A 24,213-nucleotide genomic window follows, 5' to 3' on the forward strand; every position below is an offset into this window, starting at 1 on the left:
ACGTGAGCGCTGCTTCCCCACCCCACCTTTCCGTCTCCCCGCCCCGCACCCGTCCGGACGCACCGCCCGGGCCCGGTCCGGGCGCTCCGTCCCGCCCGTATCTGCTGACCGGCGCGGGCGGGGTCATCGGCCAGAGCCTCGCCACGGCGCTCGGGCCGGGGCACGTCATCGGCCTGGTGCGGCCCGGCGGCAACCGGCCCGGCCCCGGCATCGAGGCCGTGACCGGCGATGTCACCGCGGCCGGTCTCGGCCTGGACCCCGGTCCGGGACGGGTGCTCGCCGGCCGCATCGGCGGGGTCGTCCACAGTGCGGCGGTCACCTCCTTCACCCGGCCCGCCGAGGAGATCCGGCGCGTCAACACCGACGGCACCCGGCACGCGCTGCGGCTCGCCGAGGCCGCCGGAGTCCCGTTCCACCTGGTGAGCACGGTCTACGTACGGCAGCGCGACGGGAGCTCGGAGACCGGGCGGTCCCGGGTGTACCGGGAGTCCAAACAGGCCGCCGAGGACCTGGTGCGGGCCGCGCGGGTGCCGTGGTCGATCCTCCGGGTCACCGTGGTCACCGGGGACAGCCGCACCGGCGAGACCCCCCGCTTCCAGGGCATCTACGCCGCGATGAAGGCGCTGGTCACCGGGGACGCCCCGCTGGTGCCGGTGGCGCCCGGCTCCCGTCTGGACTTCCTGCCGCGCGACCATGTGGCGGCCTGTGTGGCGGCCCTGCTGGCCGCGGGGGCACGCGGCGAGCACTGGATCACCGCGGGCGAACGGGCCCTGACCATCGAGCAGTTCGTCGACCACTGCCTGCGCTTCGCGGGCCGGCTCGGCTGGGAGGTGCCCCGGCCCCGGCTGATGGACTCCGACGTGGTGCACCGGCTGATCCTGCCCGCCTTCGGCGACGCCCTCGCGGCCGACCTGCGGAAGCGGCTGGAGCTGTTCACCGACATCGTCGGCCCGCTGACCACCGACGAGACGCTGCCCGGACCGGGCCCGGAGCTGCCGGCTCCGCCCGACCTCGGCGCGGCGCTGGACACCGCGCTGGAGTACTGGAGTTCCCGGGTGCGGCTGGTGCGGCAGGGGGCACGGGTGTGATCACCGAAGAGCGGCTGGACCGCGCCGAGGTCCTCGACCTCTACGCGCGGCATGTGAACTCCGGCCTGGCGCGGCTGGCCGCGCTGATGGCGGCGCCGGTCATCGTCCGCGGCGAGGGCGACTACCTCTGGACCGAGGGCGGCGAACAGCTGCTGAACTGCGGCGGGTTCAGTGTGTTCCTGCTGGGCCACGGCTATCCGCCGGTGGTCGACGCGGTGACCCGCCAGCTGGGCACCCTGGCGCTCACCGGCCCCCTGGTCCACCACGAGGAACTGGCGCGCGCCGCGACGGCACTCGCCGCCGTCTGCCCGCCGGGACTGGAGTACGTCCACCTCACCAACTCGGGGGCCGAGGCCTGCGAGACCGCGCTCAAGCTGGCCCGGATGAACGGCAAGCGGCACACCGTCTCCACCGAGGGCGGCTTCCACGGCAAGACCCTCGGGGCGCTGTCCGCCACCGGCCGGGCCGTCTTCCGCGACCCCTGCGAACCGCTGCCGGGACCGGTCGACTTCGTGCCCTACGGCGACGCGGAGGCGCTGGCCGCGCGGCTCACCGCCGAGTCCTGCGTCATCGTCGAACCGGTGCAGGGCGAGGGCGGGGTGCGGGTGCCGCCGCCCGGCTACCTCCGCGAGGTCGAACGCGCCTGCCGCCGCACCGGCGCCCTGCTCATCGTCGACGAGGTGCAGACCGGACTCGGCCGCACCGGACGGATGTGGGCGATCGAGGAGGAGGGCGTCACCCCCGACCTCCTGCTCTGCGGAAAGGCGCTGGGCGGCGGCGTCATGCCGGTGGGCGCCGTCGTCGCCACCGCGGAGGCCTACGCCCCGCTCAACCGGGACCCGGTGCTGCACACCTCGACGTACGGGGGCAACCCGCTCGCGTCCGTCGCGGTCCGGCACACGGTCGAGGCCGTGCAGCGGGAGGACGTCCCCGGCCGGGCGGCGGCCCTGGAGGCGCGGCTGCGGGACCTGCTGACCGACGGGCTGGCCCCGTGCGGGCCGCTGGTCAGGGAGATCAGGGGGCGCGGCGCGCTGTTCGGGGTGGAGTTCCACCAGCCGGCGCACGCCGGGGAGTTCGTGCTCGACCTCCTGGAACACGGTGTCGTCGTGTGCCCCACGGGCAACGCGCTGGGCACCGTGCGCTTCACCCCGTCCGCGTTCTTCGGCGAGCGGGAGCTGGCCTTGCTGGCCGCGGCGGTCGAGAGCTCCGCCGCGGCCCTCGCGGCCCGGCACGGGTGCGGGCCCCGCTGAGGAGTACGGGGCTGCTGAGGGGGCGGTGGCCGGGTGCGGGGGGCCTCCTTTGGCCCTGGTTCTCGTTCCGGCCGCGGCTCCGGTTCCGTTCCCGGTCCCGGTCCCGGTTCCGTTCCCGGTTCCGGTTCCGGTTCCGGTTCCGGCGGATGCCCGGCGCCGGTTCCTCGCGGCGGTCGACCCACTGTGACGATTCATTGTTCAGGAGGCGTGCATGCGGTACGTACGAATGGCGGGAACGGCCCCGGGCCGGAAAGCCACCGAAATCTATCCGGTCATCAGCGATTTCTCCCGCTACCCGGAACTGACCGACGCGGTGCGCAGCGTCGCCGTTCTCGAACTCGGCGGCGGCCGCACCGGATGCTCCTGGGAGGTCACCTTCCGCCGGGGCATTCTGAAATGGACCGAGGAGGACCGCTACGACGCCGAGAACCACCGGGTCGACTTCTTTCTGGAGGAGGGGGACCTCGACCATCTCGTCGGCCACTGGCAGGTCCTGGACACCGACGACGGCTGCCGGGTGGTCTTCTCCTGCGACTTCGACATGGGAATTCCCACCCTGGCCGAGGTCATCGAACCGATCGCCGAACAGACACTGCGCGACTACATCGCGGTGATCCTGCGGGCGCTGGTCGACGGCATCGTGATCGACGCGTACGGCGACGGCGATCCGTCCGGCGGTGACGCGGAGGGCAACAGCACGGAGGGCGACAGCACGGAGGGCAACAGCACGGAGGGCGACGACGCGGAGGGGGCGGCGGACGGCCGCCTCGCGGTCGACGGGGGCCGGCGGTGAGCGTCGGCACCCCGGGGGCAGCGCCCGGTGCCGGTGCCGGGTTCCTCGCCCGGGACCGGGAGCTGCTGGAGCGGCGGCTGCCCGGTCTGGACGCCCGGCTGGCCGCCACCGGCCTGGAGAAGCTGGAGCGGCCGGGCTCCCCCGCCGTCGACTGGTTCCGGCAGTCGGGCGCCGGGGCGCTGTTCGTCCCCACCGACCATCACGGGCTCGGCGCGGGGCTGCGCGAAGGGGTGCGGCTCCAGCGCGCCATCGCCTGCCGAGCGCCGTCGCTGGCCGTCGCCACCACGATGCACCACTTCTCGGTGGCGTCGCTGATCGGCTGGGAGCGCCTCAGCGCGGGCCTCGAATGGCTCCTCGCGGAAGCGGTCGCCCGCAACGCGATGCTCGTGGCGTCCGGAGCCGCCGAGGGGCGCCCGGGGGCGGGCGTTCTCACCCCGTCCATGACCGCGCGCCCGGTCGACGGCGGCGTCCGCATCGACGGCACGAAGAAGCCGTGCAGCCTGAGCCGTTCCATGGACCTGCTCTTCGCCACCGTGCGGGTGCGGCGGCCCGACGGCGAGCGGTGCGCGGTCGCCGTCGTGCCGGCGGACTCGCCGGGCCTGAGCGTCCGGCCGTTCTGGCGCAGCGACGTCCTGGCCGGGGCGGAGAGCGACGAACTGGTCCTCGACGACGTGTTCGTGCCCGAGCGGCTGGTCACCGACCTCGGCCCGGTGGGCACCACCAGCGAGCCGCTGCGCCGTTCACTGGTCTGGTTCGAGGTGCTGATCGCCGCCTCCTACCTGGGGACGGCTGCGGCGCTCGTCGAACGGGCGGTCGCCGCGCCCCGCACGGACACCGGCGAACTCGCCCGGATGGCGGCCACGCTGGAGGGGGCGACGTACGCGTTGGAGGGGGTCGCCGCCCAGGCCGAGTCGGACGCCGCGGCGGGTGCGGACCCGGCCGCGCTGCTGGGCCCCGCGCTGGCCGTGCGTTTCGCCGTCCAGGACGCGGTCGTCGAGGTCTCGGCACGGGCCGCCGAAGCCCTCGGCGGCGGCGCGTTCATCCGTGACCCGGACATCGCCTACCTCTGCGCGGCCACCCGCTGCCTCGCCTTCCACCCGCCCTCCCGGACCGCCGGCGAAGCGGCGCTCGTGCAGCACCTGCGGGGGGAGGCGGTGGACGTGCCGTAGGGCGGGATGGGTGTTCCCGTCGGCCAAGGTTTCGGCCACGGAGCCTGATGAAAACCGTAGTTCCGTACTACGGGAATCGGTATCGGACCGCCGAAGAATCGCCGTTAGGTTGATAATTGTGAATACATGGGACGCAGCAGGGGATGTCGTCGTCGGCGCGACCGATGTGGAGCTGACAACGCTCGGGAATTCCCGCTTCGAAATCATCGCGGGTGCCCGGAAGTTCGTCGTGGAGGCCAAGGGGGAAAGCGGGGAGACACTGCGGCACTTGCTCACCGAAGTGGTGCCGAAACTCAACCGCACCGCCCCGGTCCGGGAACAGCTGACCGCGGACGAGGCCGAACGGCTGCGGCCGCACATGAAGAATCTCGCCGCCATGGGCGTCCTGCTGAGGCCGCGGGAGACCATCGGCTCGAAGGCGGAACTCCGGCTCTACTCCTTCATATCCCGCCGGACCTCGTCCCCCGACGCGGTCTTCGCCTCGGTCCGCCGGGACATCACGCTCACCGGCCCGTCCCGGGTGACCGACGTCCTCGGGGAGGCACTGCGGCGGCAGGGGCTCCGGGTCCGGGACGCGGCGGAGGCCCCGGACCCGGCGTCCGGTGCGGCCGGTGCGGCCGAGGTCTCCGCCGCGTCCGGTGCGGCCGGCCGCACCGGGAACACCGCACCGGACGGTCTCACCATCGTGGTCTCCCTCGCCGACGAGGCCGCCCTGGACCAGGCCGCACACCAACTCTGCGCGGACCGCCGCCCGTTCCTCCCCGTGCTGGTCACCCCGGAGCAGGTCAGACTCGGCCCGTGGACGATGCCGGGCGAGTCGGCGTGCCCCCGGTGCACCGCACCGTACGAGGCCTCCCTTCCGGACACCGGCGTCAGCGCGGTTGCCGACGGTCTCGCCCGTGACGGCGCCACCGCGGACGACTCACCGCGGCGGGCCACGACGCCGGCCGTCGCCCACGACAGCTGGCCGTCCCTCCAGCCCGGCTGCCTGGTCTGGGCGGCAGGGCTCACCGCACAGCTCACCCTGCGCGCCTTCATGCCGATGGGCGCCGAGCACCCGTGGGGACGGATCGTCACCCTCGACCCCGTCGGCTGCGAGCAGACCTCCGTACGGGCCTGGCGGGACCCCTACTGCGCGTGCTGCGCGACCGCCGGACCGGTCGCCCAGGAATGGCTGGAGTTCTGACCATGACGGACCTCCGCACCGGCCTCCGCAGCGGCCTCCACCTCCGCTCCGACCTGCTCACGGACCCGCGCACGGGCCGCAGCACCGGCGTCCGCGCCGCACACGCCGAGGCGGCCGTCACGGCCCAGGGCTACGCCGTGCGGCCGCTGCCGCTCCCGCTGTACGTCCGCGCCCACGCCGCCGCGCTCGTGCCCGCGGCCCACCGCCGCGAGGACCTGGATCTCGGTGCCGCCGACATTCCGGTGCTCGATGTCGCGGTGGCCGGGGACCGCGCGGGTGCGGTACTCCAACTGGCAGCAGCAGCCGCCGCGTTGAAGCTCGACCGGGCCGGCGTCGACGCCACCACCGGCGCCGGAGCCACCCAGGACGAAGCCGTCGCCGACGCCGTCTACGCCGCACTCGCCCACCGTCACCTGGACGACGCCACCGCCGTCCGCACCGGGTCGGGCACCGGACCGGACGGCGGAGCGGAAGGCCGAGCGCAGGGCGTCCCGATCACCGGGTGCGAGGCGGCGGACAGCGCGCTGCGCGGCACCGGCGCCCGTATCGAGTGCCGGCTGCTGGGCGAGTCGGCGTCCGTCCCGGTCATCGGCGCCCGGCTGCACCTGGACCGGCTGGACCGTCCGCTGGAGGCGACGGTCTGCGACCTCGACCTCGGGCGCGGCGCCCGGCGGGCCGTGCACGCGGTCCTGCGCGCGTTCGTCCTCGCCGGGCTGGAGCAGGGCGCGTCGGGGGAACACTCCGCCGCGCAGGAGCCCGTACCGGAGACCTCAACGGCCCACCGGGGCACGGCTCCCGTCGACCGGGACCTCACCGGGAACACCGTCCGGGCGGACGCCCCGGGCCTCGCCCCCGGCGCCGAACCGGACCTGCTGCGCGCCGCCCTGGAGAAGAACGGCCTCCGCGTGCGGGTGCGCACCCTGAGCCCGCCGGACGCCGGAACGGTCGTGGTGGCCTGCCGCATCACCCCGATGGCAGCCGAGACAGCTGAGGGAACGCCCGCAGCGTCCGGACAGACCGCCGGGGGGACAGCCGCACCGTCCGAACGCACCACTGACGCGACGGCCGCACCGTCCGAACGCACTACCGACGGAACGGCCGCACCATCCGAATGCACCACCGACGCGACGGCCGCACCGTCCGAACAGGCCGCCCCCGGAACCGTCTCAGGCCCCCGACGTCCCCCGGTGCCGCGCGGACTGCGCGCCCCTCGTCAGCTCTCCCTCACCTACGAGCCCGACGAGGTGCGCCTCAGCCGGATCTTCCACGAGAACTCCAAGATGCGGACCGCCTTCGGCACCCTGCCGGCCGTGGACGTGAACGACATGGCACCCGCGGCCCGCCGCCTCATCGGCCGCGCCTACCGCGACTTCCGCGACAGCGCCCGCGTCCACGGCCTCGGCACCGACGGTCCGCCCGCCCTCGCGCCCCTCGAGGACTGCGTGCGCCGCCGCCGTTCCTGGGCGCCCATGGGCGGCGGCTCCCTGACCCGCGACCAACTGGCCCACCTGCTGAACCTCTCGTACGGCACCACCGGCAGCGGGCTGGCCGGCGGCGACGTCAGGCTGCCGCTGCGCGCGACGCCGTCGGCGGGCGGGCTCTACTCGTGCGACCTGTTCCTGCTGGTCAACCGGGTCACCGGGATCGAACCCGGCCTGTACTACCTGCACCCCGGGCGCCGGGAGCTGCAGCTGGTCCGGGCCGACCGCGGCTGGGCCGACGTCACCGCGCAGACCGGCTATCAGGACCGCGCGGACGAAGCCGCCGCAATGGTCATCTACACCGGGGCCTTCCGCCGCAACCAGTGGAAGTACCGGGAGCGCGGCTACCGCACCGTCCTGCTCGACTGCGGCCACCTCGCGCAGAGCGTGGTCCTCACCGCCACCGCGCTGGGCCTCGTCGCCCACCCGATGATCGCCTTCGTCGACGACTACTTCAACGATCTGGTGGGCGTGGACGGCGTCGACGACGCGGTGCTGTATCTGACCCTGCTGGGGCCCCGCGCCGCCGCACCGCCGAAGGGCACCGCGGGCACGGGCACGTCCGCCGTGGCCCCTGCCGGGACGACCACGGAACCGTCCGCCGGCCCACCCGGAAGGACGGCCACCGGAACGTCCGCGGACTCCCCCGACGGGACCGCCACGGAACCGTCCGCCGCCGTCCGCACCCGCACGGCCACGGACGCCCCGCAGCGCACCGCCACGGCCCCGGACGCCCTGCCCCGCACCGACACCCCGGCCGGGACCGCACCCGCGGCGCCCCGGCCCCCGCTCCCGCCCGAGGGGCCCGGTCGCGGGCCCGAGGAGGCCAGATGACGGACATCAACACCTCGGCCCCGCCGGCCGAGAGCATGCGCGTCCACCCGCTGGACGACGAGAACGGCTTCGTGGAAACCGCCTCCGAGGTCCGCCGGATCAAGGGCACCGGCCTGCTCCGGCTCGCCGAACGACTCGCGAGGCAGGACTCCGCTTCGGCCTCCGGTTCCCCCGGGCCGGCCGGTCCGGAATCCGACAGTCCGGCGGCCGGCAGCGTGGTGATCCTCGGACCGCCCGAACTGACCCGGCAGCTCGCCGTGGTCGCCGAGGGCACCCCGGGCACCACCGTCCGCACCGCCGCCCCGGACAGCGGCCCGGAGCCGCTCGTGGACCCGCCGGACGGCCCCCGGCCCTCGCTGGTCGTCATCGCCACCGCGTCCCTCTTCGACCCCCGGCCGGCCCGGGCCGCCGCACTCTGTGTCCGCACCGGCGTGCCCCACCTGGTGTACGGCGCGGCCGGCGCGACCGTGACCTTCGTGGGACCGCTGTGGACCCCGGGGCGGGGAGTCGCCTGTTACGAGTGCCTGCGCATCCGCGTCAGCTCCCACTCGGTGCACGGCCCCACCTGGCGGGCCTACATGAGCCATCTCGCGGACACCGACGGCCGGCCGTACGAGCACACCGTGCCGTCCTGGGCGTCGGCCCGCCTCGCCGGGACCGCGGGCAGCCGGATCGCCGGCTGGGCGGTCACGGCCGGGACGGGTGGCACGGGTGGCACCCCCGACCGGAGCGCCGACACCCTGCTGTGGCGCGACCCCACCAGCCCCGACCGCGTCGAACGCCACCTCTCCGTCGTGCCCAACTGCCCCGTGTGCAAGGGGGGTCCGGCCGACGACACCACCGTCACCGGCACGCTCCGGGACGCCGAGGACGACCGGGTCGGCATCGTGCACGCCGCCAATGTGCGGCGCGCCGAGAGCGGACCGCCCGTCTACCTCAGCGGCAGCACCTCCGCCGACCTCTCCCTCATCAAGCCCCCGATGCGGGTCACCCGCAACGGCGGTGCGGGCTTCTCCAAGGGCGAGGCGATCGACGCCACGCTCGGCGAATCGCTGGAGCGCTACGCCGCCGGGTTCTACCGCCCGGACCGGCTGCGGCTGGCGGCCTGGTCGGAGCTGGACGAACCGGCCGTCGAGCCGCACCGGTTCGCGCTGTTCGCCAAGGACCAGTACGCCGAGCCCGGCTTCCCGTTCGAGCCCTTCGACGCGGACACCCCGGTCCGCTGGACGCAGGCCACCGATCTGGCGACCGGCGCCACCGTGCGCGTGCCGTCCTCCCAGGTCCACATGCACTACCGGCGGGCGCCGGGAGAGAGCGCCATCGCCCCCTCCATCTCGACCGGCCTGGCCGCCGGCCCGTCGTACCGGCAGGCCGTCCTCGGCGGTCTCTGCGAGATCGTCGAACGCGACGCCCTGGCCGTGTCCTGGCTGCACCGGCTGCCCCCGCGGCCGGTCGCCCCCGAGGTGGTCGCGGCCTCCTCCCGGGTGTCGTACCTGATCGAACGCTCGGCGTCGTGGCGGGTGCGGTTCTACGACCTGTCGCTGGACCTGGCGCCCTCCTGCGTGGTCGCGGTGATGGAACACGGCAGCGGGGCCGACCACATCATGTCGTTCGGCAGCGCCTGCCGCCCCTCTCCCGTCAAGGCGGTGGAGAAGGCGTTCCTGGAGGCGGCCCAGGGGCTCACCTATGTGCGCCGGCTGCTGCGGCAGTACAAGGACTGGACGGAGCCGGCCGAGGACTTCTCGGACGTGGACGACTTCAACAAGCACGCCGTGCTGTACACGAAGTTCCCCGAGCTGCGTGAGAAGGCCGGATATCTGGTGCACCCGACGTTGCCGGCCCCCTGCACCCGCCCGCAGCGCCCGCCGTACGACGAGGCCGGGGCTCCCGCGGACCCGCTGGACGGGCTCGTCGAGGAACTGACCGCCGCCGGGCACCCGGTGTACGCCGTGGACCTGACGACTCCCGACACCCGCAGGCTCGGGGTGCACGTCGTCCGCGTCCTGGTGCCCGGGCTCCAGCACCTGGCGGGCATCCACGGCTGCCGGATGCTCGGCGGGCGCAGGCTGCACGAGGTCGCGGCCCGGCTCGGCTTCGGCTCCGCGCCGGACAATCCCTATCCGCATCCGCTGCCTTGAGGGTTGGGGGACCGGTTCGTCCCCTCGCGCTCTCCGGGGGACCGGCCCGGCCCGTCGCGTCGCCCGGCCCACCCGCCGGTCCCCGCGCCCCGTACCACCACAGGCGCAGCACCCACCGCACCCCCGCCGCACCGCAGAAGCACCCGCCCGTGAAGGAGCCGTGATGTCCGCATCGTTCACCGTCACCCCCGCGATGTCCGTGGTCCGCAACGAGGACTTCGCGCACACCTCCGACATCGCCGCCGTCTTCGCCCAGCGGATGGCGAGCCGTCAACTGCCCCCGGATCACGACCCGGTCGCGTGCGAGATCGGCGTGACGGCGCTGGAGGGCGGGGTGAAGCTGAGGTTCACCAGCACCGTCCCCCGCCCGGCCGAGGACACGGTGCTGACGCACAAGTTCTTCTTCGTGGACCGGGAGGAGTGCCGCCTGCGGATGCACGCACTCTCCCCCGACCGGCCGGCCGCCACCACGGAACTGCTGGTCCTGCTCCCCGAGGGACAGCAGCGGGACTACTGTCACGCCTCCGTCTACGACGCCGAGAACCGGCTGGTCGCCGCGCACGCCGTCGTCTTCGACCGGAACGGACGGTATGTGCCGTACGCCTTCACCGAGCAGTACGTCTCACCACTCCGCCTCGGCCGCGCCGCGCTGGACACGGTCCGCGACGACGCCGGGCGGCGGGTGGCGCGCTGGTCCGTGGGCCTCGACGGCCTGGAGGGGCCGGAGAAGATCAGCCTGGCCTGGGAAGCCGCCGGGCTCGTGCACACCCGGGAGCTGATCTGCACCCCCGAGGATCCGGTGGCCCGCTACGACATGCCGCTGGACGACAACGCCTTGCTGGCCCCCGGCGACTGGGTCGTGATCGCGATCGACGAGAAGGGCCGGCTGCTGGCCCAGACCCTGGTGACCCTCACCCCCGCCGACCCGGCCGCCGCATGCCCGTCCTGAGCCGCCCGCCCACCGGAGGGCCCGCCCTGATCACGGTGGACCGTCCGGGCGCCCCGCTCGCGGCCTTCCGGCTGCACGTGGCGGTGGGCAGCGCCGACGAGCCGCCCGGCGAACGCGGGCTGGCCCATGTCGTGGAACACCTGGTGGTGCGCTGCGCGATGGGCGGCGGCCGGGTCGGGAACGGCGCCCTGGTCGGCGCCCGGACCGGCCGGGAAGGGACGAGCTACGCGGTACTGGTCCGCCGCCCCGACGCCCCCGCCGCGGTCGCGGCCCTCGCCGCGGCCTTCGACACCCTGACCGTGGAGCCGGCCGTGCTCGCCGCGGAACTGGCGGCCATCCGCCGGGAGACGGCGCAGCGCACCGCGGACCTCCGCTGGCGCCTCCAGGAGGCGCTGCTCGCCGCGCTGTGGCCGGGCACCTCGTACGCGCACTCCCCCCTGGGGGACCGGACGGTGCTGGACGCACTCACCCCGGACGCGGTGCGCTCCTTCCACGCGTCCTGGTACCGGCCGTCCGACGCCACGGCGGTCCTCGTCACCGACGGCGCGTCGGAGATGGGGGCGGCCACGGCGGGGCCGCCCGGAGAGCCGGCCGCCGGACAAGGGCTGCCGCCCCGGCTGATCCGTTCCCCCAGGCACGACGCCCGGCCCGTGTCGCACGGTGTCTGCGTCGAACTGGCGTCTGAGGGCGCCGGGGCGTCGCGGCCCGGCGCTTCCGGTCGGCCCAGCGCTCCCGACAGGCGTGGGGCTCCCGACAGACGTGGGGCTTCCGGCGCGGCAGTACGGTCCACGACGGCGAACCACACCCGACCACGGGGCGGGAGCCGGGCGGTGGGGCTCGCGTTCGCGGTCGATCGCCCACGCAACGGCCCCACGCTCCCCTCCCGCCAAGACCTCGTCCACCGGGCGGGCCGGCATCCCGCCCACCGTGCCCGTCAGGAACTCGCCCGCCGTGCCGTCCGCGCGGCGGGCGGACTCGATCTCCAGGTGCTGGAGCTGCGCGGCACGACCTGCGTCTGGGTGATGGTCTCCGCCCCGGACGCGGACGCCGCCCGGCGCGCACTGCACACCGCACTGTGGGACGCCCAGGCCCGGCTGCTCGCCGCGGACGGGGAACGCTGGCTGCGGACCGAGGCGCTGATCCCCGAACTCCGCGCGCTCGACGACCTGGAGACGCTTGCCGCGCGCGCCGCCGAGACCGGCCCCGGGGCCTGGAGGGAAGGCCCGGAGGGGCCCCACGGACCGGACGCTCCGGAGCGCGTGACCGCGGCCGAGGTGGCGGCGGTGCTGGCGGAGTGGGAACGCCACGTCGAAGCGCTGCAGCAGGTCGAGCCGGGGGCAGCGGGGAAGGACGACCGATGACACGGAACCTCGGGACGCCGAGCGGTGCCGTCAGGAACAGGAACGCCACTCCTGACCCCCCGCGCGCCGGCACCCGGCCCGTTGACACCCCCGATCCCGCACCCACGCCCGCGTCCGCGTCGGCTTCCGCCCCCGCCACCGTCCCGGTGCGGATCCCGGTGCGGGGCGGCGGTGTCGTGATCGACGGACGGGTCGACGGCGGCACGCTGTCCGCGGTCACGCTCGCACTGCCGCTCACCACGGCCGGAGACCGCGCCGCCGCCGTCGCGGCACCGCTGATCGCCGCCTGCTGGGCCCGTGCGGTGGCACGGGCCGCGCGGCGGTCGGGGGCCGCGATACGCGCCGAACCGGTGGTCACCGCCGACTGCGTCGGCGTCACCGTGGAATGCGTGCGCTCCGACGGCCCGGTGCTCCACGCGGTACCGGAGTGGTTCGCCGAGGGAGTGGGCCAAGGGCCGGATCCGGAGCCCGATTTCGAGGAGGCGAAGGCGGAGTGCCTGGCCAGGCTCACAGCGGACGACCGGTGGTCGGACGGTGTCCGGCGCGCCCTGTTCGGCGGGAACCACCCGTACGCCATCGGGCACGACGAACGCGCCGCTGCCGTCGCCGCCGTCGGCCCGGACTCCGTACGACGACTCTCCGCCACCCTCCGCGCGGACCGGCCCGTCCTGGCCGCCTCCCACGCGGACCCCACCGTCCTGCAAGCCCTGGTCGCGGCCGTGGAGAACACCGGCCTGGCAGCGGCCCTGGACACCGGCACTCCCCCACCGCCCGCGATCATGCCCACGCGCGGCACATCCCCCACCGACACCGCCCCGACGAGCCACCCCACCACCCCCGGCACCGCACGTGCCCGCCACCCCACCGCCGCGGGGGCGGGCACGCACACCACTCCCGCTTCCCGCCAGACCCGCGAACCGGCCCCGGCCACCACGCCCCGTCCGGTGACCGTCTCCGTCCCGGCGGGTCCCGGGTCGGCGTACCACCTTCTCGGCACCCCGGGCGTGCCCCTGAGCAGCCCGGACAAGCCGGCCGTGCACCTCGCCTGGGCCCTGCTCGGCGGCCGGGGCGGCCTCCTCGACCAGCACCTGCGCACCGAACGGGCGTTGACCTACTCCCTCGCCGCGTTCAGCCGGGAGTTCGCACACGGCGGCTACGGCCTGGTCGCGGCCGGCTGCGCCCCGGAAACGCTCCCCGAGGTGGCGGCCGGCACCCGAGCCGTCATCAGTGGCTTGGCCCACGGGGAGTTCAGCGATGACCTGCTGGCGTCCGCCAAGGAGCGGCTGGTCATCCAGTACCACCGGGCCGGGCGCAGCTCCCGCGGCATCACCGAACGCCTCTGCGGCTACGAGGTGGCCGGCCTGGCCCCGGCGGAGAGCACCCGCTATCCGTACCGGCTCCTCCAGGTCACCGCCCACCAGGTACAGCAGGCGGCCGAGCAGTACCTCCTCGCCTGAGAACCACGGACGCCGCCCCACCGGGCCCGGCACAACCATCCGAACGGCCCGGACGGCCCGGACGGCCCGGACGCCCCGGACGCCCCGGACGCCCCGGACCACCCGACGACGCGAACGGACACCCCAGGAGACGAACACCCATGACGACACACCAGGCCACCGAAACACAGGCCACCCCCGCCCCCGCACCACCCGCCGTACGGGACATCTGGCGCTACCCCGTCAAGAGCATGGCGGGCGAACGTCTCGACCACTGCGAGCTCACCACCGACGGCATTGCCGGCGACCGCTGCTGGGCGGTGCGCGATGAGAAGCGCGGCTGTGTCACGGACGCCCGGTCGCTGCCCGCGCTGCTCGACATCGGGGTGCGGTATCTGCGCCCACCCGTGCCGGGTGAGCCGTCACCGCCCGTCGAGCTCAGCGCCCCGGGCGCGGCGCCGGTGACGTCCGCGGACCCGGGCGTCCACGACGCGCTCAGCGCACACCTGGACGCCGATGTCACCCTCTGGCCCCGCGTCCCGGCCGACCAGCGGGAGCACTACACGCGGGTGTACCCGGAGGACGTGAACGGCTACCTGACCGGCCTGTTCGGGGTCACCGAGCTGGAGGACATTCCCGATCTCTCGCAACTCCCACCCGCCGTCTTGGAGTTCCAGACCATCCCGGGCAGCTACTTCGACGCGTATCCGCTGCACATCCTCACCACCGGCATCCTGGAGGCGCTCCGCGCCGCGCTCGGCGGCCCGGTCGACATCCGCCGGCTGCGCCCCAACCTCGTGGTGGACGGCCCCGCCGAGACCGACGAGGACTGGACCGGCCGGGAGCTGCGCATCGGCGAGGCGACCGTCCGCATCGAGGCGGCCTGCCCGCGCTGCGTGATGATTTCGCGCCCGCAGCAGGGACTGGCGGTGGACCGTGAACTGCTCCGTACGGTCCACCGCCGCTTCGGGCACAACCTGGGCTACTACGCGTCCGTGGTGAAGCCCGGCCGGGTGAGGTCCGGCGATGCGGTCGAGCCGGTGGCGGGCTGATCCCGCCGGAACATCAGCACCGCCGCGAGCACGACCGCGAACCCGCCGGCGACGAGCGTCGTGGCCGGGACACCGGCCGCCTTCGCGCCGGCGCCGGCCAGCACCGGGGCGACCGCGAGCCCGCCGGTGTAGGCGAGGTTGTAGAGGGCGTACGCCGCGCCGTACGCGGCGGGCTCGGTGTGCTCGGCGAGCGCCCCGATGAGCACCAGGGTGGGGGCGAGGACGAGTTGGGCGCCGAAGCCGACCACGATCAGCCCGGTCACGGACCACACCGTGGAGTCGCGTCCGGCGAGGAAGAAGCCGAGGGCGGCGACGAGCGCTCCCGCGGCGGCGATCCGGCCGGCTCCGGCCCGGTCGGTGAGCATGCCCGCGATCGGAGCGGCCAGGGTGCCGCCCAGTGCGGCGCCGGCGAAGACGAGGCCGATGGCGGTCGTACCGAGCCCGAGATCGTGCAGGTGCAGCGGCAGGACGGGCTCGGGGAAGGCGATCGCCGCGGCGCCGAGCCCGGTCAGCGCGATCAGCAGGGCGACGCGGGGGCCGCGCAGCACGACCCGGTAGGGGGTGCGGACCTCGTCCGCGGGGGTCTCCTTGACGAGGAGGATCCGGGCCACGGCGTCGCCCGCGGCCAGTGCCGCGATGAGGAGGAACGGGGCGCGCGGGCCCCAGGCGTCGTTGAGCACGCCGCTGACGGCGGGGCCGAGCAGCACACCGACGCCGACGGCCGAGAGGGCGAAGCCCATCACCTTGCCGCGCTGGTCGGGTTGGTGGGTGGCCGCGATGAGCGCGAGCCCGGAGGTCCAGGAGGCGGCTGCCGCGACGCCCTGCGCGGCACGCGCCAGGAGCAGCAGCGCCAGTCCGGAGGAGCCGTCGATCTCCACGGCGGAGGCGAACAGCACGGTGGCGGCGGCCAGCCCTAACAGGCCGGCGAGCATCGGGGCGCGCGGCCCGCGCCGGTCCACCCACACTCCGACGAACGGGGTGGCGGCCAGCAGCGCCGCCGCGTAGACGGCGAACAGCACACCGGCGATGAGCGGGGAACCGTCGACGGCGGGCAGTCCGGGCAGCAGCGGGACGATGCTTCCGTACAGGAACATGTCGACGCCGAGCGCCAGTGCGGTGACCGTGACGGCGGCTCCGGGACGAGTCCCCGAGCGGATTTCAGTCATGGCAGAAGTCCTCTGAGAGCGGGGGCGACGCCGGTGGCGTCGTCCGGAGGAAGGAGTTCCGGATCGGTGGCGGCCAGCAGCGCGGTGCCGCACAACCAGGCGAGCAGGCTCGCGGCGGCACCCTCCGGGGTTGTCGCGGCGGCCTCGCCCGCGCCGGGGCGGCGCGTGTGATCCGCGCCCGCGTCCGCGGCGGCCGGCTTCTCGCCGAAGAGAGCTTCGAGCTGCTGCTGCCACTCGGCGAGGCCGGAGGCCTTGGCGGCCCGGCCTTCGGGCAGGCCCGCGGCGTCGTACGAACTGTCCAGGGTCAAGGTCAGCAGCGCACGGAAGCGGGCATCGTGGCGCAGACGTCGCAACCACGTGGTGAGGAAGCTGTGGAGTCGTTCCTCCAACGGCGCGTCCGAGCCGAGAATGCCCCACACCGGCTCGGTGACGGTCTCCCACGAGTGGGCCATCACGGCGGCGTGCAGGGCGGACTTGTCCGCGAAGTGGTAATAGAGCGCGCCACGCGTCAGCCCGGCGCGCTGTGCGACATCCGCCAGCCGCGCCGACGCCAGGCCTTGCTCGGCGAAGACGAAAAGCGCCGCGTCCAGCAGGGCGGCCCGGGTCTGTGCGGCTTCCTCGGCGGTTCTACGCATACAGCTATCATACATACACGCACGTATGCGTCAACGCACGGCGCACCACCCCCGTCACACCCCACCCGCACCAGCTCCCCCGGGCCGGACGCGGCCCCTCCCCACACCGTCACCACCCCATCGGGCCCCCTCCCCCGCCACCGTTTCTCCGACCACGACCGGGGCACACGCGGAACACACGGTGCCCGGCACGGCACGCCGGGTGGGTGGGATGGGGAGGCGGCAGTGAACGCAGCGTCGGTGATACGAGGCCGCCGTACGGCTCGTCGTACGGCCCGGCAGGCGGCGAACAGCTCCGCCGTGGAGGCCGCCGCCCGCTGGGGACTGGCGGCCCGCGGAGTGATCTACTTCCTGGTCGGTCTCCTCGCCCTGCGCATCGCCTTCGGCGACAGCGGCGAACAAGCGGACCGCGGCGGCGCCCTGGAAGAACTGGCCGCCCAGCCCTTCGGCGCCTTCCTCGTCTGGGCCGTGGGCATCGGCCTGGCGGGCATGGCCCTCTGGCGCCTCTCCGAGGCGGCCTTCGGCGCCGCCGGCCCGGACGGCCACAAGCCCTCCAAGCGCCTCCTGTCAGCGGCCCGCGCCGTCTTCTACGCCTTCGTCGCCTACTCCGTCCTCTCCTTCGCGGCAGGCGAGAAGGGCAGCGGCTCCAGCGACCAGCAGTCCCGGGACATCACCTCCCGCGCCATGGAACTCCCCGCCGGCCAGTGGCTGGTGGCCCTCGGCGGCCTCGCCGTCGCCGGAGCCGGCCTCTGGATCGCCATCCGCGCCATCCTGCGCAAGTACCACAAGCACCTGAAGCTCTCCGCGATGTCCCGCCGCACCAAGAAGGCCGTCGACGTCCTCGGCGTCTCCGGCGGCATCGCCCGCGGCGCGGTCTTCGCCGTCGCCGGCGCCTTCGCGGTCCAGGCCGCAACCCAGTACGACCCGGACGAGGCCAAGGGCCTCGACGACACCCTCCGCACCTTCTCCGAAACCCCGGCGGGGCCATGGCTGCTCGCTGCGATCGCCGCGGGCTTGGCACTGTTCGGGGTGTTCTCCTTCGCCATGGCGCGGTGGCGGAAGGTGTAACTCGGGGCACCGCGCCACAGGTTCGAAACACCCTGACCGGTGTACAACTCACCAAGCCGCCGGGCTGGGGGATCTTCCCCCAGGCCAATGGTTCCCTTCGGCCTCGGATCTCTCGTCCGGGGCCGCCGGTGCTCCGACCGCACAGGTTCGCCGGCCGGTGCGACGCCGGGTGTCCGCAGCGGTGGATGTCAGGCAGGTCAACAAGGTCGCGCCACGGCCTGTGAGTTCCCTGGTCCAGGCCTGTGAGTCTAGGGTCGCCCGCATGGCCGAGCCCTCCTTTCTGACCGCTGTCCGGGAGTCGTACGACACGGTCGCCGCCGAGTACGTCGAACGCGTGCCGCCCCCAGCCGAGATGGACCCGTTGTCCCGCGCGATGCTGGCGGGGTTTGCCGAACTCGTGCGGACGGCCGGTCTGGGACCAGTGGCAGACTTGGGGTGCGGCCCCGGCCGCATAACGGCGCACCTGGCCGGGCTGGGGGTGTCCGCCTTCGGCGTCGATCTGTCACCGAAGATGATCGGGCTGGCCCGCCACGCCTATCCGGACCTGTGGTTCACCGAGGGCTCGATGACGGCCCTGGAGACGGGAGACGACGAACTCGGCGGCATCCTGGCCTGGTATTCCACCCACCACACGCCCTCGCAGTGGCTGCCGACGGTGTTCGCTGAATTCCACCGCACGCTCGCGCCCGGCGGCTTCCTGCTCTGGGGAGACTACGTCGGCAATGAACGGCTGCAGCCAACCCACGGCTATGGCCGTCCCGTGTCCTATGAGTCGCACCTTCTGCCCCTGGTCCACATGGCCGGCCTGCTGGGCCAGGCCGGACTCGTCGTCACCGCGCGACTGGAGCAGGAGCCCGGCGGACGGGTGAACAGACCGCATGCCTGCCTCCTGGCCCGCAAGCCCGAAAGGCCCTGACGGGGCGGGTTCCTGCGGCGAGGCCGCCCGTGCCGGGTCGCTGACGCCCGGCCCTGGCGGGATGCATCCGCCAGGGCTTCTACGGACCTGGTTGCTGAGCTATCCCTGAGTCACCAGGACATGCTTGCGGACGCACCCTTGCGGTGCGGCACGTTCAGCGTGATGGTGCCCTTGGGAATCCTCTTGCACTTCTTGGTCTTCGTCTTCCAGTGCTCTCGCACTTCCCCTGTACAGAGAATCCTGTCGCCCTTGCGAAGATCCCAACCGTAGCGCGGGCCGTTCTTATCCTTTCCGAAGACGTTCACCTTTACGGTAACCGTGCCCTTGCGGGGGTGCCTCTTCTTCAGGACGCAGGTTCCCGGTCCTCCGTGGCAGGTCTTCTTCGCCTTGGCTGCAGGAGTGGCGGCGTCGGCAGCAGCGGGCGCGCCACTGGCGGCCGGAGCCACGCCGGCCAGGCTTCCTGCGCTGAGGACCGCGGTGACTGCGGTGAGGGCGAGCTTGCGCTTCATGTGATCCGTCCTTCGATTGTCATGGTGCCGCAGCCGGAGCCGTCTCAGCCGGAGAGCGGCCTGCTCCACACGATCTTGCTCTTCCCCTTGCCCCACGAACCGGTGACCTTGGTGATCCACTTCCGAGTCCCCGCCCGGTCCTTGACCGCCTTGGTGGCGACGTAGCAAGACCTCTTGTGGTTGCTGCACTCCGCACTCGCCATCCTCTTCTTGCCCTTGTACAGGGTGACGGTGAGCTGGGTGTAGGCCGGCTTGAAATTGCATTCGATCGCACCGCTGCCGAACTTGTCGATCTTCCGGTCGACGCGGTCGGTCCATGCGGAGACCTTGCAGGTCCTTTTCTTTGCGGTGGGGCCGTGGTCCGCGGCGACGGCCGTGTCGGCGGCGATTCCTGCAGTACCGAGAATGCCCACGGTGACGGCACTCACAACGACTGCGCGAGATGCCTGGAGTATGCGCATGCTGAAACCCTTTCGGTTCACCAAGTCCTGCCCCACTGATCCGACTTCATTGAATTCACTGCACTGCCGCAATGCGGAGATGACCCATAATCCAGCCGTAGCGACAGTGAAGGCGTCGCCCGCGCATCACCATGAAGCTGTCACCGCCACCCACGCCTGCGATGCAGCCCGCATGGCAACATGCCAAGCGCACCCGTTCGGACCGAACACACTGCCGACCTGAGACTCCGCAGTCCGGGCGGGCGCGAGAAGCGCCGTCGGCCGCTGATGCGCCATCAGCGAATGGCTCCTTTCGCACCCGCCCGAGATGCGCTGATGCGTGAGTGCATTTCAGCGCCGAGGCATATCCGATGGTTCACCCATGACCCACCGGACAGTCTCTGCGCAGCCGCGTCAGTACTTGACGCAGGCCTTGGCCTCACTGCGCTTGTGGGGTTCCGGGTACATGGGGTGCATCCACCATCCCATCATGCAGAACTTCTGGGTGCCCCTGGGGTTCTTGAAACTGACCCGCTTGGTGGTCATCGTCTTGCCGTAGGTCCGCATCCCCACCTTCTTGAACTTCTGGTTGTTGAGGGCCAAGGCGCCGGAGATGGTGGAGTACGACTTGTCCTTGCAGGTGGCCTTCAGGTACCCCGAGGCGCGATTCCTGTTCGCCTTCACAGAGGCCATGATGCGACAGCCCGGGGAACTCCCGTAGAGGTAGATCCTCTTTCCGTACTTGCGGCTGTGCGGGCTGCCCTGCACGGAGTCGGCAGCGCGTTGGGCGTCTGCCGCTGTTCCGATGCTGCTCACCCCGACTGTCTCCGCCGGTGCATTGTTCGCTTGCGCTGAACCGGCACCGAGTACGCCGACGCACGTCACGACTCCCGTGGTCAAGGCAATGCCGAACGAACGCGTTCTCATGTCAGACTCCCCGTGTGATGCGCCCTACGCCACTCTTCTGTGTGCGCAAGACCGCTGGTCTCCTGAGATCCAGGTTCCCTTTCACGATATGGAGCTGATGCCACGCCGTCGTTGGCAGCCAGTCCACAGCTCTTGGCTATGCGTCTACTCGTCGATATGGGCGGGCTGGGTGGCGGTAGTCGCCGGACGGCAGACGTCGCGGTGCAGAAGGCGGGGATTGGGGTGGTGCGTCGACGGGGTGTTGGGGCGTCTGTGGACGGTCGGTGCCTGACGAGTGGTTCCGGACCATCGCCACACGCTTCGACGAACTGGCCGCCCGATACCGCGCCGGACTGCACATCGCCCCACGCGTCCTCTGGCTCCGTGAAAACCGAACGTGATCGTCCGGCGCGACTCTAGAGTGGTCCGATGCCGCTCGTAGAAGTTACCTATGCGCCGGGTGTCGCTGAATCCAGGCTCCGCGAACTGGGGGCGCTACTGCCGCACCTGGTGTCCAAGGCCGTGGAGTGTCCCGAGGAACCGTACGACGGGGCCTTGCAGCCGGGCGATGTGGAGATTCGCTTTCGGAGGCTGGGCCCGTTGGACCACAGCGCCTTGGATGTGGTCATCGAGGTGAGGTCGAAGTGGTTCGAGAGCAGGGCCGCCAACCGCCAGGAACGCGTCGATGGGCTTCACGCGGCCATCAGCACCGCCACTGGACTCCGCGACTTCGGCATCTACCTGTCACTCCCTTCAGCTGCGTGGTCGCAGGGAGATTGAGCCGCTTGAAGAGCGCGTGATCTCGGTCCTGGCCTTCGTCCCTCAGGGGTCAGCACCGACGGTCCACCAGCGACTCCGCAATGGCGACAGAAGGCGGGGCGAGTGCGGTCGCGCCGCCCTCGACGTCCCACAGCGCGTTCTGCAGCAGCCGCCCCAGCGTCCAGCCGGTCGCACGTGCCCGGTCCAGGCCGAGGACCTCAGTGAGCAGGTCGAAGCGGCGCTGCACGATGCGCGGAGTGTCGCCCTTCGCGACGACATCCTCCCATCGGCTGTCCAGGGCGGGCCACAGGTCGAAGCCGGGATCCCCGGACAGCGGTTCGGGATCGATGGCGAGCCACGGTTCGCGGTCCGCGGCGAGAACGTTGTCGTAGTGCAGATCCCAATGCAGCATCCGGTCGCCGGGTTCGCCGACCAGGTCGGCCACCGCAGAAGCCCAGCCCCGCAGGCGTTGCCGGTCGGCCGGGTCGGCCAGCGTCGTGACCGCCCGCGGAACCTGCTCCAGCATCTCGGCGGCGACGTCGCCGAGGCTCCTCAGTCCCTGCGGCGCGGGGACACGGACCAACCGCGCCTGAAGCTCGGCAAGGATGCCCATCGCAACGTCGTCGTCCTCGATCGAGGCCAGCGTGCGGGCACCGTCCAGCCGTTCCAGGAGCATGGTGCTGCTCCCGGGATCGTGGTCGAGCAGCCTCACCATCCCCTCGCCGTCCCAGGTGCGCAGCCCGATGACTGCGGCGGTGGTCTCCTCCCTGGGCATCTGAAGTTTGAGGACTGCGCGCGTGCCGTCGTTGCGCAGCACCGGCAGCACCAGCGACGCTTCCCCTGATCCGGACGCGCCGTCCCGTTCCAGCTCCCAGCGGTCCATCAGTTCCGCAGCGAGAGCCGGCAGTCCGGCGATCCAGGCCATCCCTTCCTCGCCGAAGCTCCGGGCGTACGACGCCGCCAGGGGTTGCGGGACCTCGACCGCTTTCGGCGCGCTCATATCGACTGCCTCTCACCGGAATTGAGCTTCCGGTCGCAACCTACTGGAGGACAGTGAGCGGCAGCATGCCGGCTGTGGACGATCGTGCGCTTCGGAGGGCCTATCCATTGCCGGTTTCTCCCGGCCCTCGACCTCCCGGCCGGTCGCCCCCGCGACGCCGGCCCGTAGCCCGGCCCCTTGGCGTCGGCGGCCCAGCCCCGTCGGCGTCTGCCCCGGCTCCTCCCCCGGCCCCGGTACGGCGTTGATGGAGTGGATGCATTGCCAAGCAGATGTGGACTGATCACTCAGGACGGAGCCAAGGAATCCTGCCAGCCTGAATGCGGCAACGCCCCGGTCGACGTGTGGTTTCGAGAATGAGCCAGTCGAACGGGGCTGCTTTCTCGTGAAGTCGGTATCGGATACCGCTTCACCCAAAAACAGCAAATCGGGGAAGGGAAACAAGTGAAGACGATACGAACCTCGTTCGGAGGTGTCGTACTGGCCGGTGTCCTCGCTCTGGGGACAGCGGCACCCGCGCTCGCCGCGCCGCCCTCGGAGGCAGCGGCCGCGGTCAGATCGCACTCCGTGGTGGGGCAGCAGGCCGTCGCGGGGGACGAGACCGGACCCACGGTCGGCGGGGCTTACCGGCTGAGGAAGCTCAAGTCGCTGACCAGCAAGGGGCGAGCGTCCTCGGAGGCTTGGTACGAGTACCTCGCGCTGTACCGCCACGGCTCGAACTTCTTCCGGTTCAACTGGAAGACCGACGGCTGCACCAACGCGCCGGACAAGCTGCCTGGTGGGTACGACTTCTACTACGCCTGCTACCGCCACGACTTCGGCTACCGGAACTACAAGAAGATCGTGGGGAAGGCGAAGTTCCGTCGGTGGCACAAGAAGCGCGTCGACCAGGTGTTTCTCCAGGAAATGCGGTGGGCCTGTCAGTGGAAGCCGTGGCCGGACCCGGTCACCCGGCCGATACGGAAGCAGCTGAAGGCCGCCTGCCTCAAGAGCGCGAACAAGTACTACGCCGCGGTCAGGGTCCTGGGGTGATTCCGGCCGCCCGCGGCCGACGGTCGGCTGCCCGCCCCGAAGGGCGCCTCACGGTCGGTGGCGACCACGCGTCGTGGGATGCACGGATCTGACAGATGAGAAAGGGGCCCGGCTTGAGCCTTCGCTGTCGCGGGGCGTCGAGCCGGGCCCTTCGCAGGCCGCGCTTGCAGATGTGGGGGGATTGCGGTCAACGCATCGTCGGACCGCCGTTTGCGGTGCCTGCCGGTGCCGGAGCCGAGCTGTTCTGATCAGGCACCGGACACCACAGCAATGGAAAGTCGGCGCCCAGGACGACGGCGTACGGCTTCGGCGCCTTCCTCGGTTGTGCGGATCAGCAGCAGAGGATCTGTACCTCAGCCTTGCTGAAGTCGCCGTTCGCCAACGCCTTGACCGGGATCGTGAAGTACAGCGTTCCCGCGTCACCCCAGCCCCAGCCGAGTTCGGGGTGCTCGGCGAGCTGGAGGAGGTGGACTGCGGGGCCGTCGGCGTCGCGGGGCGACACGCTGAGCGTGTGCGAGGTGTCCGGCCAGCCGAAGGCGCAGTGGCTGCCGGCGGTGTTCCCGTCGAGATCTCCCATCTCGCTGAGGATGAGCGATGCCGCTCCCCAGTGCTCGTCCCGGTCGAATTCCACGTCGTCGTCCTCGACGTCCCAGCAGTCCGGGAGCATGGTCACCTCGACCGCGTGGACGGGCGTCGCCGGGTAGCTTCTCGCCGGTTCGGGTGCCGTCGTCCCGACCGCCCGTGCAGGGTCGGCGGGAATCACGCGGCATGCCCCGGATCCGAGCAGATCCAGTGTGCGGTACTCCTCGTACGGCAGGTCCGGATCGAGGTGGAAGAAGTTGAGCAGGCCGGGGCGGGTGGGCAGTTCGTCGCCCAGCCACGGGGCGAGGGCATCGGTGTCCAGTACGGCGTGCAGGGAGAGGGGTATCCCGTTCCGCTCGGGCCAGAGAGTCCCCGGTTCGAGAAGGGCAGCTCCACCGAGTCGGCATTGGCCGGAGGCGGGGAACTCTTCCGTGGACCGGACCAGGGCCCCCGTCACTGGCTCAGT

Annotated in this window: 22 protein-coding genes; 15 read left to right on the plus strand and 7 right to left on the minus strand. The window is 72.5% G+C overall.

Annotation, left to right across the window (positions count from 1 at the left end; translation table 11 throughout):
- Window positions 1-2 precede the first annotated feature (2 nt).
- The 11 genes from ACFYYR_RS05015 to ACFYYR_RS05065 all read left to right on the plus strand — a co-directional run bounded on the left by ACFYYR_RS05015 (window position 3) and on the right by ACFYYR_RS05065 (window position 14,737).
- Window positions 3-1,088 (plus strand): SDR family oxidoreductase, encoded by a 1,086-nt coding sequence (locus ACFYYR_RS05015; RefSeq protein WP_388846994.1) that lies wholly within the window; start codon window positions 3-5, stop codon window positions 1,086-1,088.
- Window positions 1,085-2,338 (plus strand): aspartate aminotransferase family protein, encoded by a 1,254-nt coding sequence (locus ACFYYR_RS05020; protein ID WP_388846996.1) that lies wholly within the window; start codon window positions 1,085-1,087, stop codon window positions 2,336-2,338. The genes ACFYYR_RS05015 and ACFYYR_RS05020 overlap by 4 nt, the downstream gene beginning before the upstream one ends.
- A gap of 211 nt (window positions 2,339-2,549) precedes the next feature.
- A complete protein-coding gene (locus tag ACFYYR_RS05025) occupies window positions 2,550-3,131 on the plus strand; it encodes a type II toxin-antitoxin system RatA family toxin (protein ID WP_388846998.1) in 582 nt (193 codons plus the stop codon).
- Window positions 3,128-4,300, plus strand: coding sequence for an acyl-CoA dehydrogenase (locus ACFYYR_RS05030; protein WP_388847000.1), 1,173 nt, complete (start codon window positions 3,128-3,130; stop codon window positions 4,298-4,300). Before ACFYYR_RS05025 ends, ACFYYR_RS05030 begins: the two co-directional genes overlap by 4 nt.
- Window positions 4,301-4,418: 118 nt before the next feature.
- The gene (locus tag ACFYYR_RS05035; RefSeq protein WP_388847002.1) at window positions 4,419-5,486 is read left to right on the plus strand and encodes a hypothetical protein; all 1,068 of its coding nucleotides are present in this window, start codon (window positions 4,419-4,421) and stop codon (window positions 5,484-5,486) included.
- Window positions 5,487-5,488: 2 nt separating this feature from the next.
- A complete protein-coding gene (locus tag ACFYYR_RS05040; RefSeq protein ID WP_388847004.1) occupies window positions 5,489-7,801 on the plus strand; it encodes a SagB family peptide dehydrogenase in 2,313 nt (770 codons plus the stop codon).
- Complete coding sequence (locus tag ACFYYR_RS05045) at window positions 7,798-9,939, plus strand: YcaO-like family protein (protein WP_388847006.1); 2,142 nt, start codon at window positions 7,798-7,800, stop codon at window positions 9,937-9,939. Before ACFYYR_RS05040 ends, ACFYYR_RS05045 begins: the two co-directional genes overlap by 4 nt.
- 163 nt (window positions 9,940-10,102) lie before the next feature.
- On the plus strand, window positions 10,103-10,888 hold the full coding sequence (locus ACFYYR_RS05050; protein WP_388847008.1) for a DUF5944 family protein: 786 nt from the start codon (window positions 10,103-10,105) through the stop codon (window positions 10,886-10,888).
- Window positions 10,876-12,249 (plus strand): M16 family metallopeptidase, encoded by a 1,374-nt coding sequence (locus tag ACFYYR_RS05055; RefSeq protein ID WP_388847010.1) that lies wholly within the window; start codon window positions 10,876-10,878, stop codon window positions 12,247-12,249. Before ACFYYR_RS05050 ends, ACFYYR_RS05055 begins: the two co-directional genes overlap by 13 nt.
- On the plus strand, window positions 12,246-13,706 hold the full coding sequence (locus ACFYYR_RS05060) for an insulinase family protein (protein ID WP_388847012.1): 1,461 nt from the start codon (window positions 12,246-12,248) through the stop codon (window positions 13,704-13,706). Before ACFYYR_RS05055 ends, ACFYYR_RS05060 begins: the two co-directional genes overlap by 4 nt.
- A 140-nt stretch (window positions 13,707-13,846) precedes the next feature.
- Window positions 13,847-14,737 carry an MOSC domain-containing protein gene (locus ACFYYR_RS05065; protein ID WP_388847014.1) on the plus strand — a complete coding sequence of 297 codons (891 nt, stop codon included), beginning with the start codon at window positions 13,847-13,849 and terminating at the stop codon, window positions 14,735-14,737.
- On the opposite strand, the gene ACFYYR_RS05070 is transcribed toward ACFYYR_RS05065, so the two are convergent.
- Both ACFYYR_RS05070 and ACFYYR_RS05075 read right to left on the minus strand, forming a co-directional pair.
- Complete coding sequence (locus ACFYYR_RS05070; RefSeq protein WP_388847016.1) at window positions 14,671-15,903, minus strand: MFS transporter; 1,233 nt, start codon at window positions 15,901-15,903, stop codon at window positions 14,671-14,673. The genes ACFYYR_RS05065 and ACFYYR_RS05070 overlap by 67 nt on opposite strands.
- Entirely contained in the window at window positions 15,900-16,538 is a 639-nt protein-coding gene (locus tag ACFYYR_RS05075; RefSeq protein WP_388847018.1) for a TetR family transcriptional regulator, read from the minus strand. The genes ACFYYR_RS05070 and ACFYYR_RS05075 overlap by 4 nt, the downstream gene beginning before the upstream one ends.
- A 225-nt stretch (window positions 16,539-16,763) precedes the next feature.
- On the opposite strand from ACFYYR_RS05075, the gene ACFYYR_RS05080 reads away from it, so the two are divergent.
- Together ACFYYR_RS05080 and ACFYYR_RS05085 are read left to right on the plus strand one after the other, a co-directional pair.
- Window positions 16,764-17,606 carry a DUF1206 domain-containing protein gene (locus ACFYYR_RS05080; RefSeq protein ID WP_388847020.1) on the plus strand — a complete coding sequence of 281 codons (843 nt, stop codon included), beginning with the start codon at window positions 16,764-16,766 and terminating at the stop codon, window positions 17,604-17,606.
- 262 nt (window positions 17,607-17,868) lie between these two features.
- Window positions 17,869-18,522 (plus strand): class I SAM-dependent methyltransferase, encoded by a 654-nt coding sequence (locus ACFYYR_RS05085; protein ID WP_388847022.1) that lies wholly within the window; start codon window positions 17,869-17,871, stop codon window positions 18,520-18,522.
- Window positions 18,523-18,632: 110 nt separating this feature from the next.
- Here the strand turns inward: ACFYYR_RS05085 and ACFYYR_RS05090 are convergent, their stop codons facing one another.
- The 3 genes from ACFYYR_RS05090 to ACFYYR_RS05100 form a co-directional block, all read right to left on the minus strand.
- Window positions 18,633-19,031: a hypothetical protein gene (locus ACFYYR_RS05090; protein WP_388847024.1), complete on the minus strand. Its 399-nt coding sequence runs from the start codon at window positions 19,029-19,031 to the stop codon at window positions 18,633-18,635.
- A gap of 44 nt (window positions 19,032-19,075) precedes the next feature.
- On the minus strand, window positions 19,076-19,459 hold the full coding sequence (locus tag ACFYYR_RS05095; RefSeq protein WP_388847026.1) for a hypothetical protein: 384 nt from the start codon (window positions 19,457-19,459) through the stop codon (window positions 19,076-19,078).
- Between the two features lie 426 nt (window positions 19,460-19,885).
- Window positions 19,886-20,287 (minus strand): hypothetical protein, encoded by a 402-nt coding sequence (locus tag ACFYYR_RS05100; RefSeq protein WP_388847028.1) that lies wholly within the window; start codon window positions 20,285-20,287, stop codon window positions 19,886-19,888.
- 519 nt (window positions 20,288-20,806) lie between these two features.
- On the opposite strand from ACFYYR_RS05100, the gene ACFYYR_RS05105 reads away from it, so the two are divergent.
- Complete coding sequence (locus ACFYYR_RS05105; protein WP_388847030.1) at window positions 20,807-21,157, plus strand: hypothetical protein; 351 nt, start codon at window positions 20,807-20,809, stop codon at window positions 21,155-21,157.
- Window positions 21,158-21,206: 49 nt separating this feature from the next.
- Here the strand turns inward: ACFYYR_RS05105 and ACFYYR_RS05110 are convergent, their stop codons facing one another.
- Window positions 21,207-22,136 carry an aminoglycoside phosphotransferase family protein gene (locus ACFYYR_RS05110; RefSeq protein ID WP_388847032.1) on the minus strand — a complete coding sequence of 310 codons (930 nt, stop codon included), beginning with the start codon at window positions 22,134-22,136 and terminating at the stop codon, window positions 21,207-21,209.
- A gap of 441 nt (window positions 22,137-22,577) precedes the next feature.
- On the opposite strand from ACFYYR_RS05110, the gene ACFYYR_RS05115 reads away from it, so the two are divergent.
- Window positions 22,578-23,165 (plus strand): phospholipase A2, encoded by a 588-nt coding sequence (locus tag ACFYYR_RS05115; protein WP_388847034.1) that lies wholly within the window; start codon window positions 22,578-22,580, stop codon window positions 23,163-23,165.
- A gap of 331 nt (window positions 23,166-23,496) precedes the next feature.
- Here ACFYYR_RS05115 and ACFYYR_RS05120 read toward each other — a convergent pair whose 3' ends face one another.
- Complete coding sequence (locus ACFYYR_RS05120) at window positions 23,497-24,204, minus strand: DUF1963 domain-containing protein (RefSeq protein WP_388847036.1); 708 nt, start codon at window positions 24,202-24,204, stop codon at window positions 23,497-23,499.
- Window positions 24,205-24,213: the final 9 nt, after the last annotated feature.

Source organism: Streptomyces sp. NPDC001922, from assembly GCF_042891165.1.
GTDB lineage: Bacteria > Actinomycetota > Actinomycetes > Streptomycetales > Streptomycetaceae > Streptomyces.

Coding starts and splice junctions, on each gene's coding strand:
- ACFYYR_RS05025 (WP_388846998.1), top strand. CDS start 2,550: ATGCGGTACGTACGAATGGCGGGAACGGCCCCGGGCCGGAAAGCCACC.
- ACFYYR_RS05040 (WP_388847004.1), top strand. CDS start 5,489: ATGACGGACCTCCGCACCGGCCTCCGCAGCGGCCTCCACCTCCGCTCC.
- ACFYYR_RS05045 (WP_388847006.1), top strand. CDS start 7,798: ATGACGGACATCAACACCTCGGCCCCGCCGGCCGAGAGCATGCGCGTC.
- ACFYYR_RS05050 (WP_388847008.1), top strand. CDS start 10,103: ATGTCCGCATCGTTCACCGTCACCCCCGCGATGTCCGTGGTCCGCAAC.
- ACFYYR_RS05055 (WP_388847010.1), top strand. CDS start 10,876: ATGCCCGTCCTGAGCCGCCCGCCCACCGGAGGGCCCGCCCTGATCACG.
- ACFYYR_RS05060 (WP_388847012.1), top strand. CDS start 12,246: ATGACACGGAACCTCGGGACGCCGAGCGGTGCCGTCAGGAACAGGAAC.
- ACFYYR_RS05065 (WP_388847014.1), top strand. CDS start 13,847: ATGACGACACACCAGGCCACCGAAACACAGGCCACCCCCGCCCCCGCA.
- ACFYYR_RS05070 (WP_388847016.1), bottom strand. CDS start 15,903: ATGACTGAAATCCGCTCGGGGACTCGTCCCGGAGCCGCCGTCACGGTC.
- ACFYYR_RS05075 (WP_388847018.1), bottom strand. CDS start 16,538: ATGCGTAGAACCGCCGAGGAAGCCGCACAGACCCGGGCCGCCCTGCTG.
- ACFYYR_RS05085 (WP_388847022.1), top strand. CDS start 17,869: ATGGCCGAGCCCTCCTTTCTGACCGCTGTCCGGGAGTCGTACGACACG.
- ACFYYR_RS05090 (WP_388847024.1), bottom strand. CDS start 19,031: ATGAAGCGCAAGCTCGCCCTCACCGCAGTCACCGCGGTCCTCAGCGCA.
- ACFYYR_RS05105 (WP_388847030.1), top strand. CDS start 20,807: ATGCCGCTCGTAGAAGTTACCTATGCGCCGGGTGTCGCTGAATCCAGG.
- ACFYYR_RS05110 (WP_388847032.1), bottom strand. CDS start 22,136: ATGAGCGCGCCGAAAGCGGTCGAGGTCCCGCAACCCCTGGCGGCGTCG.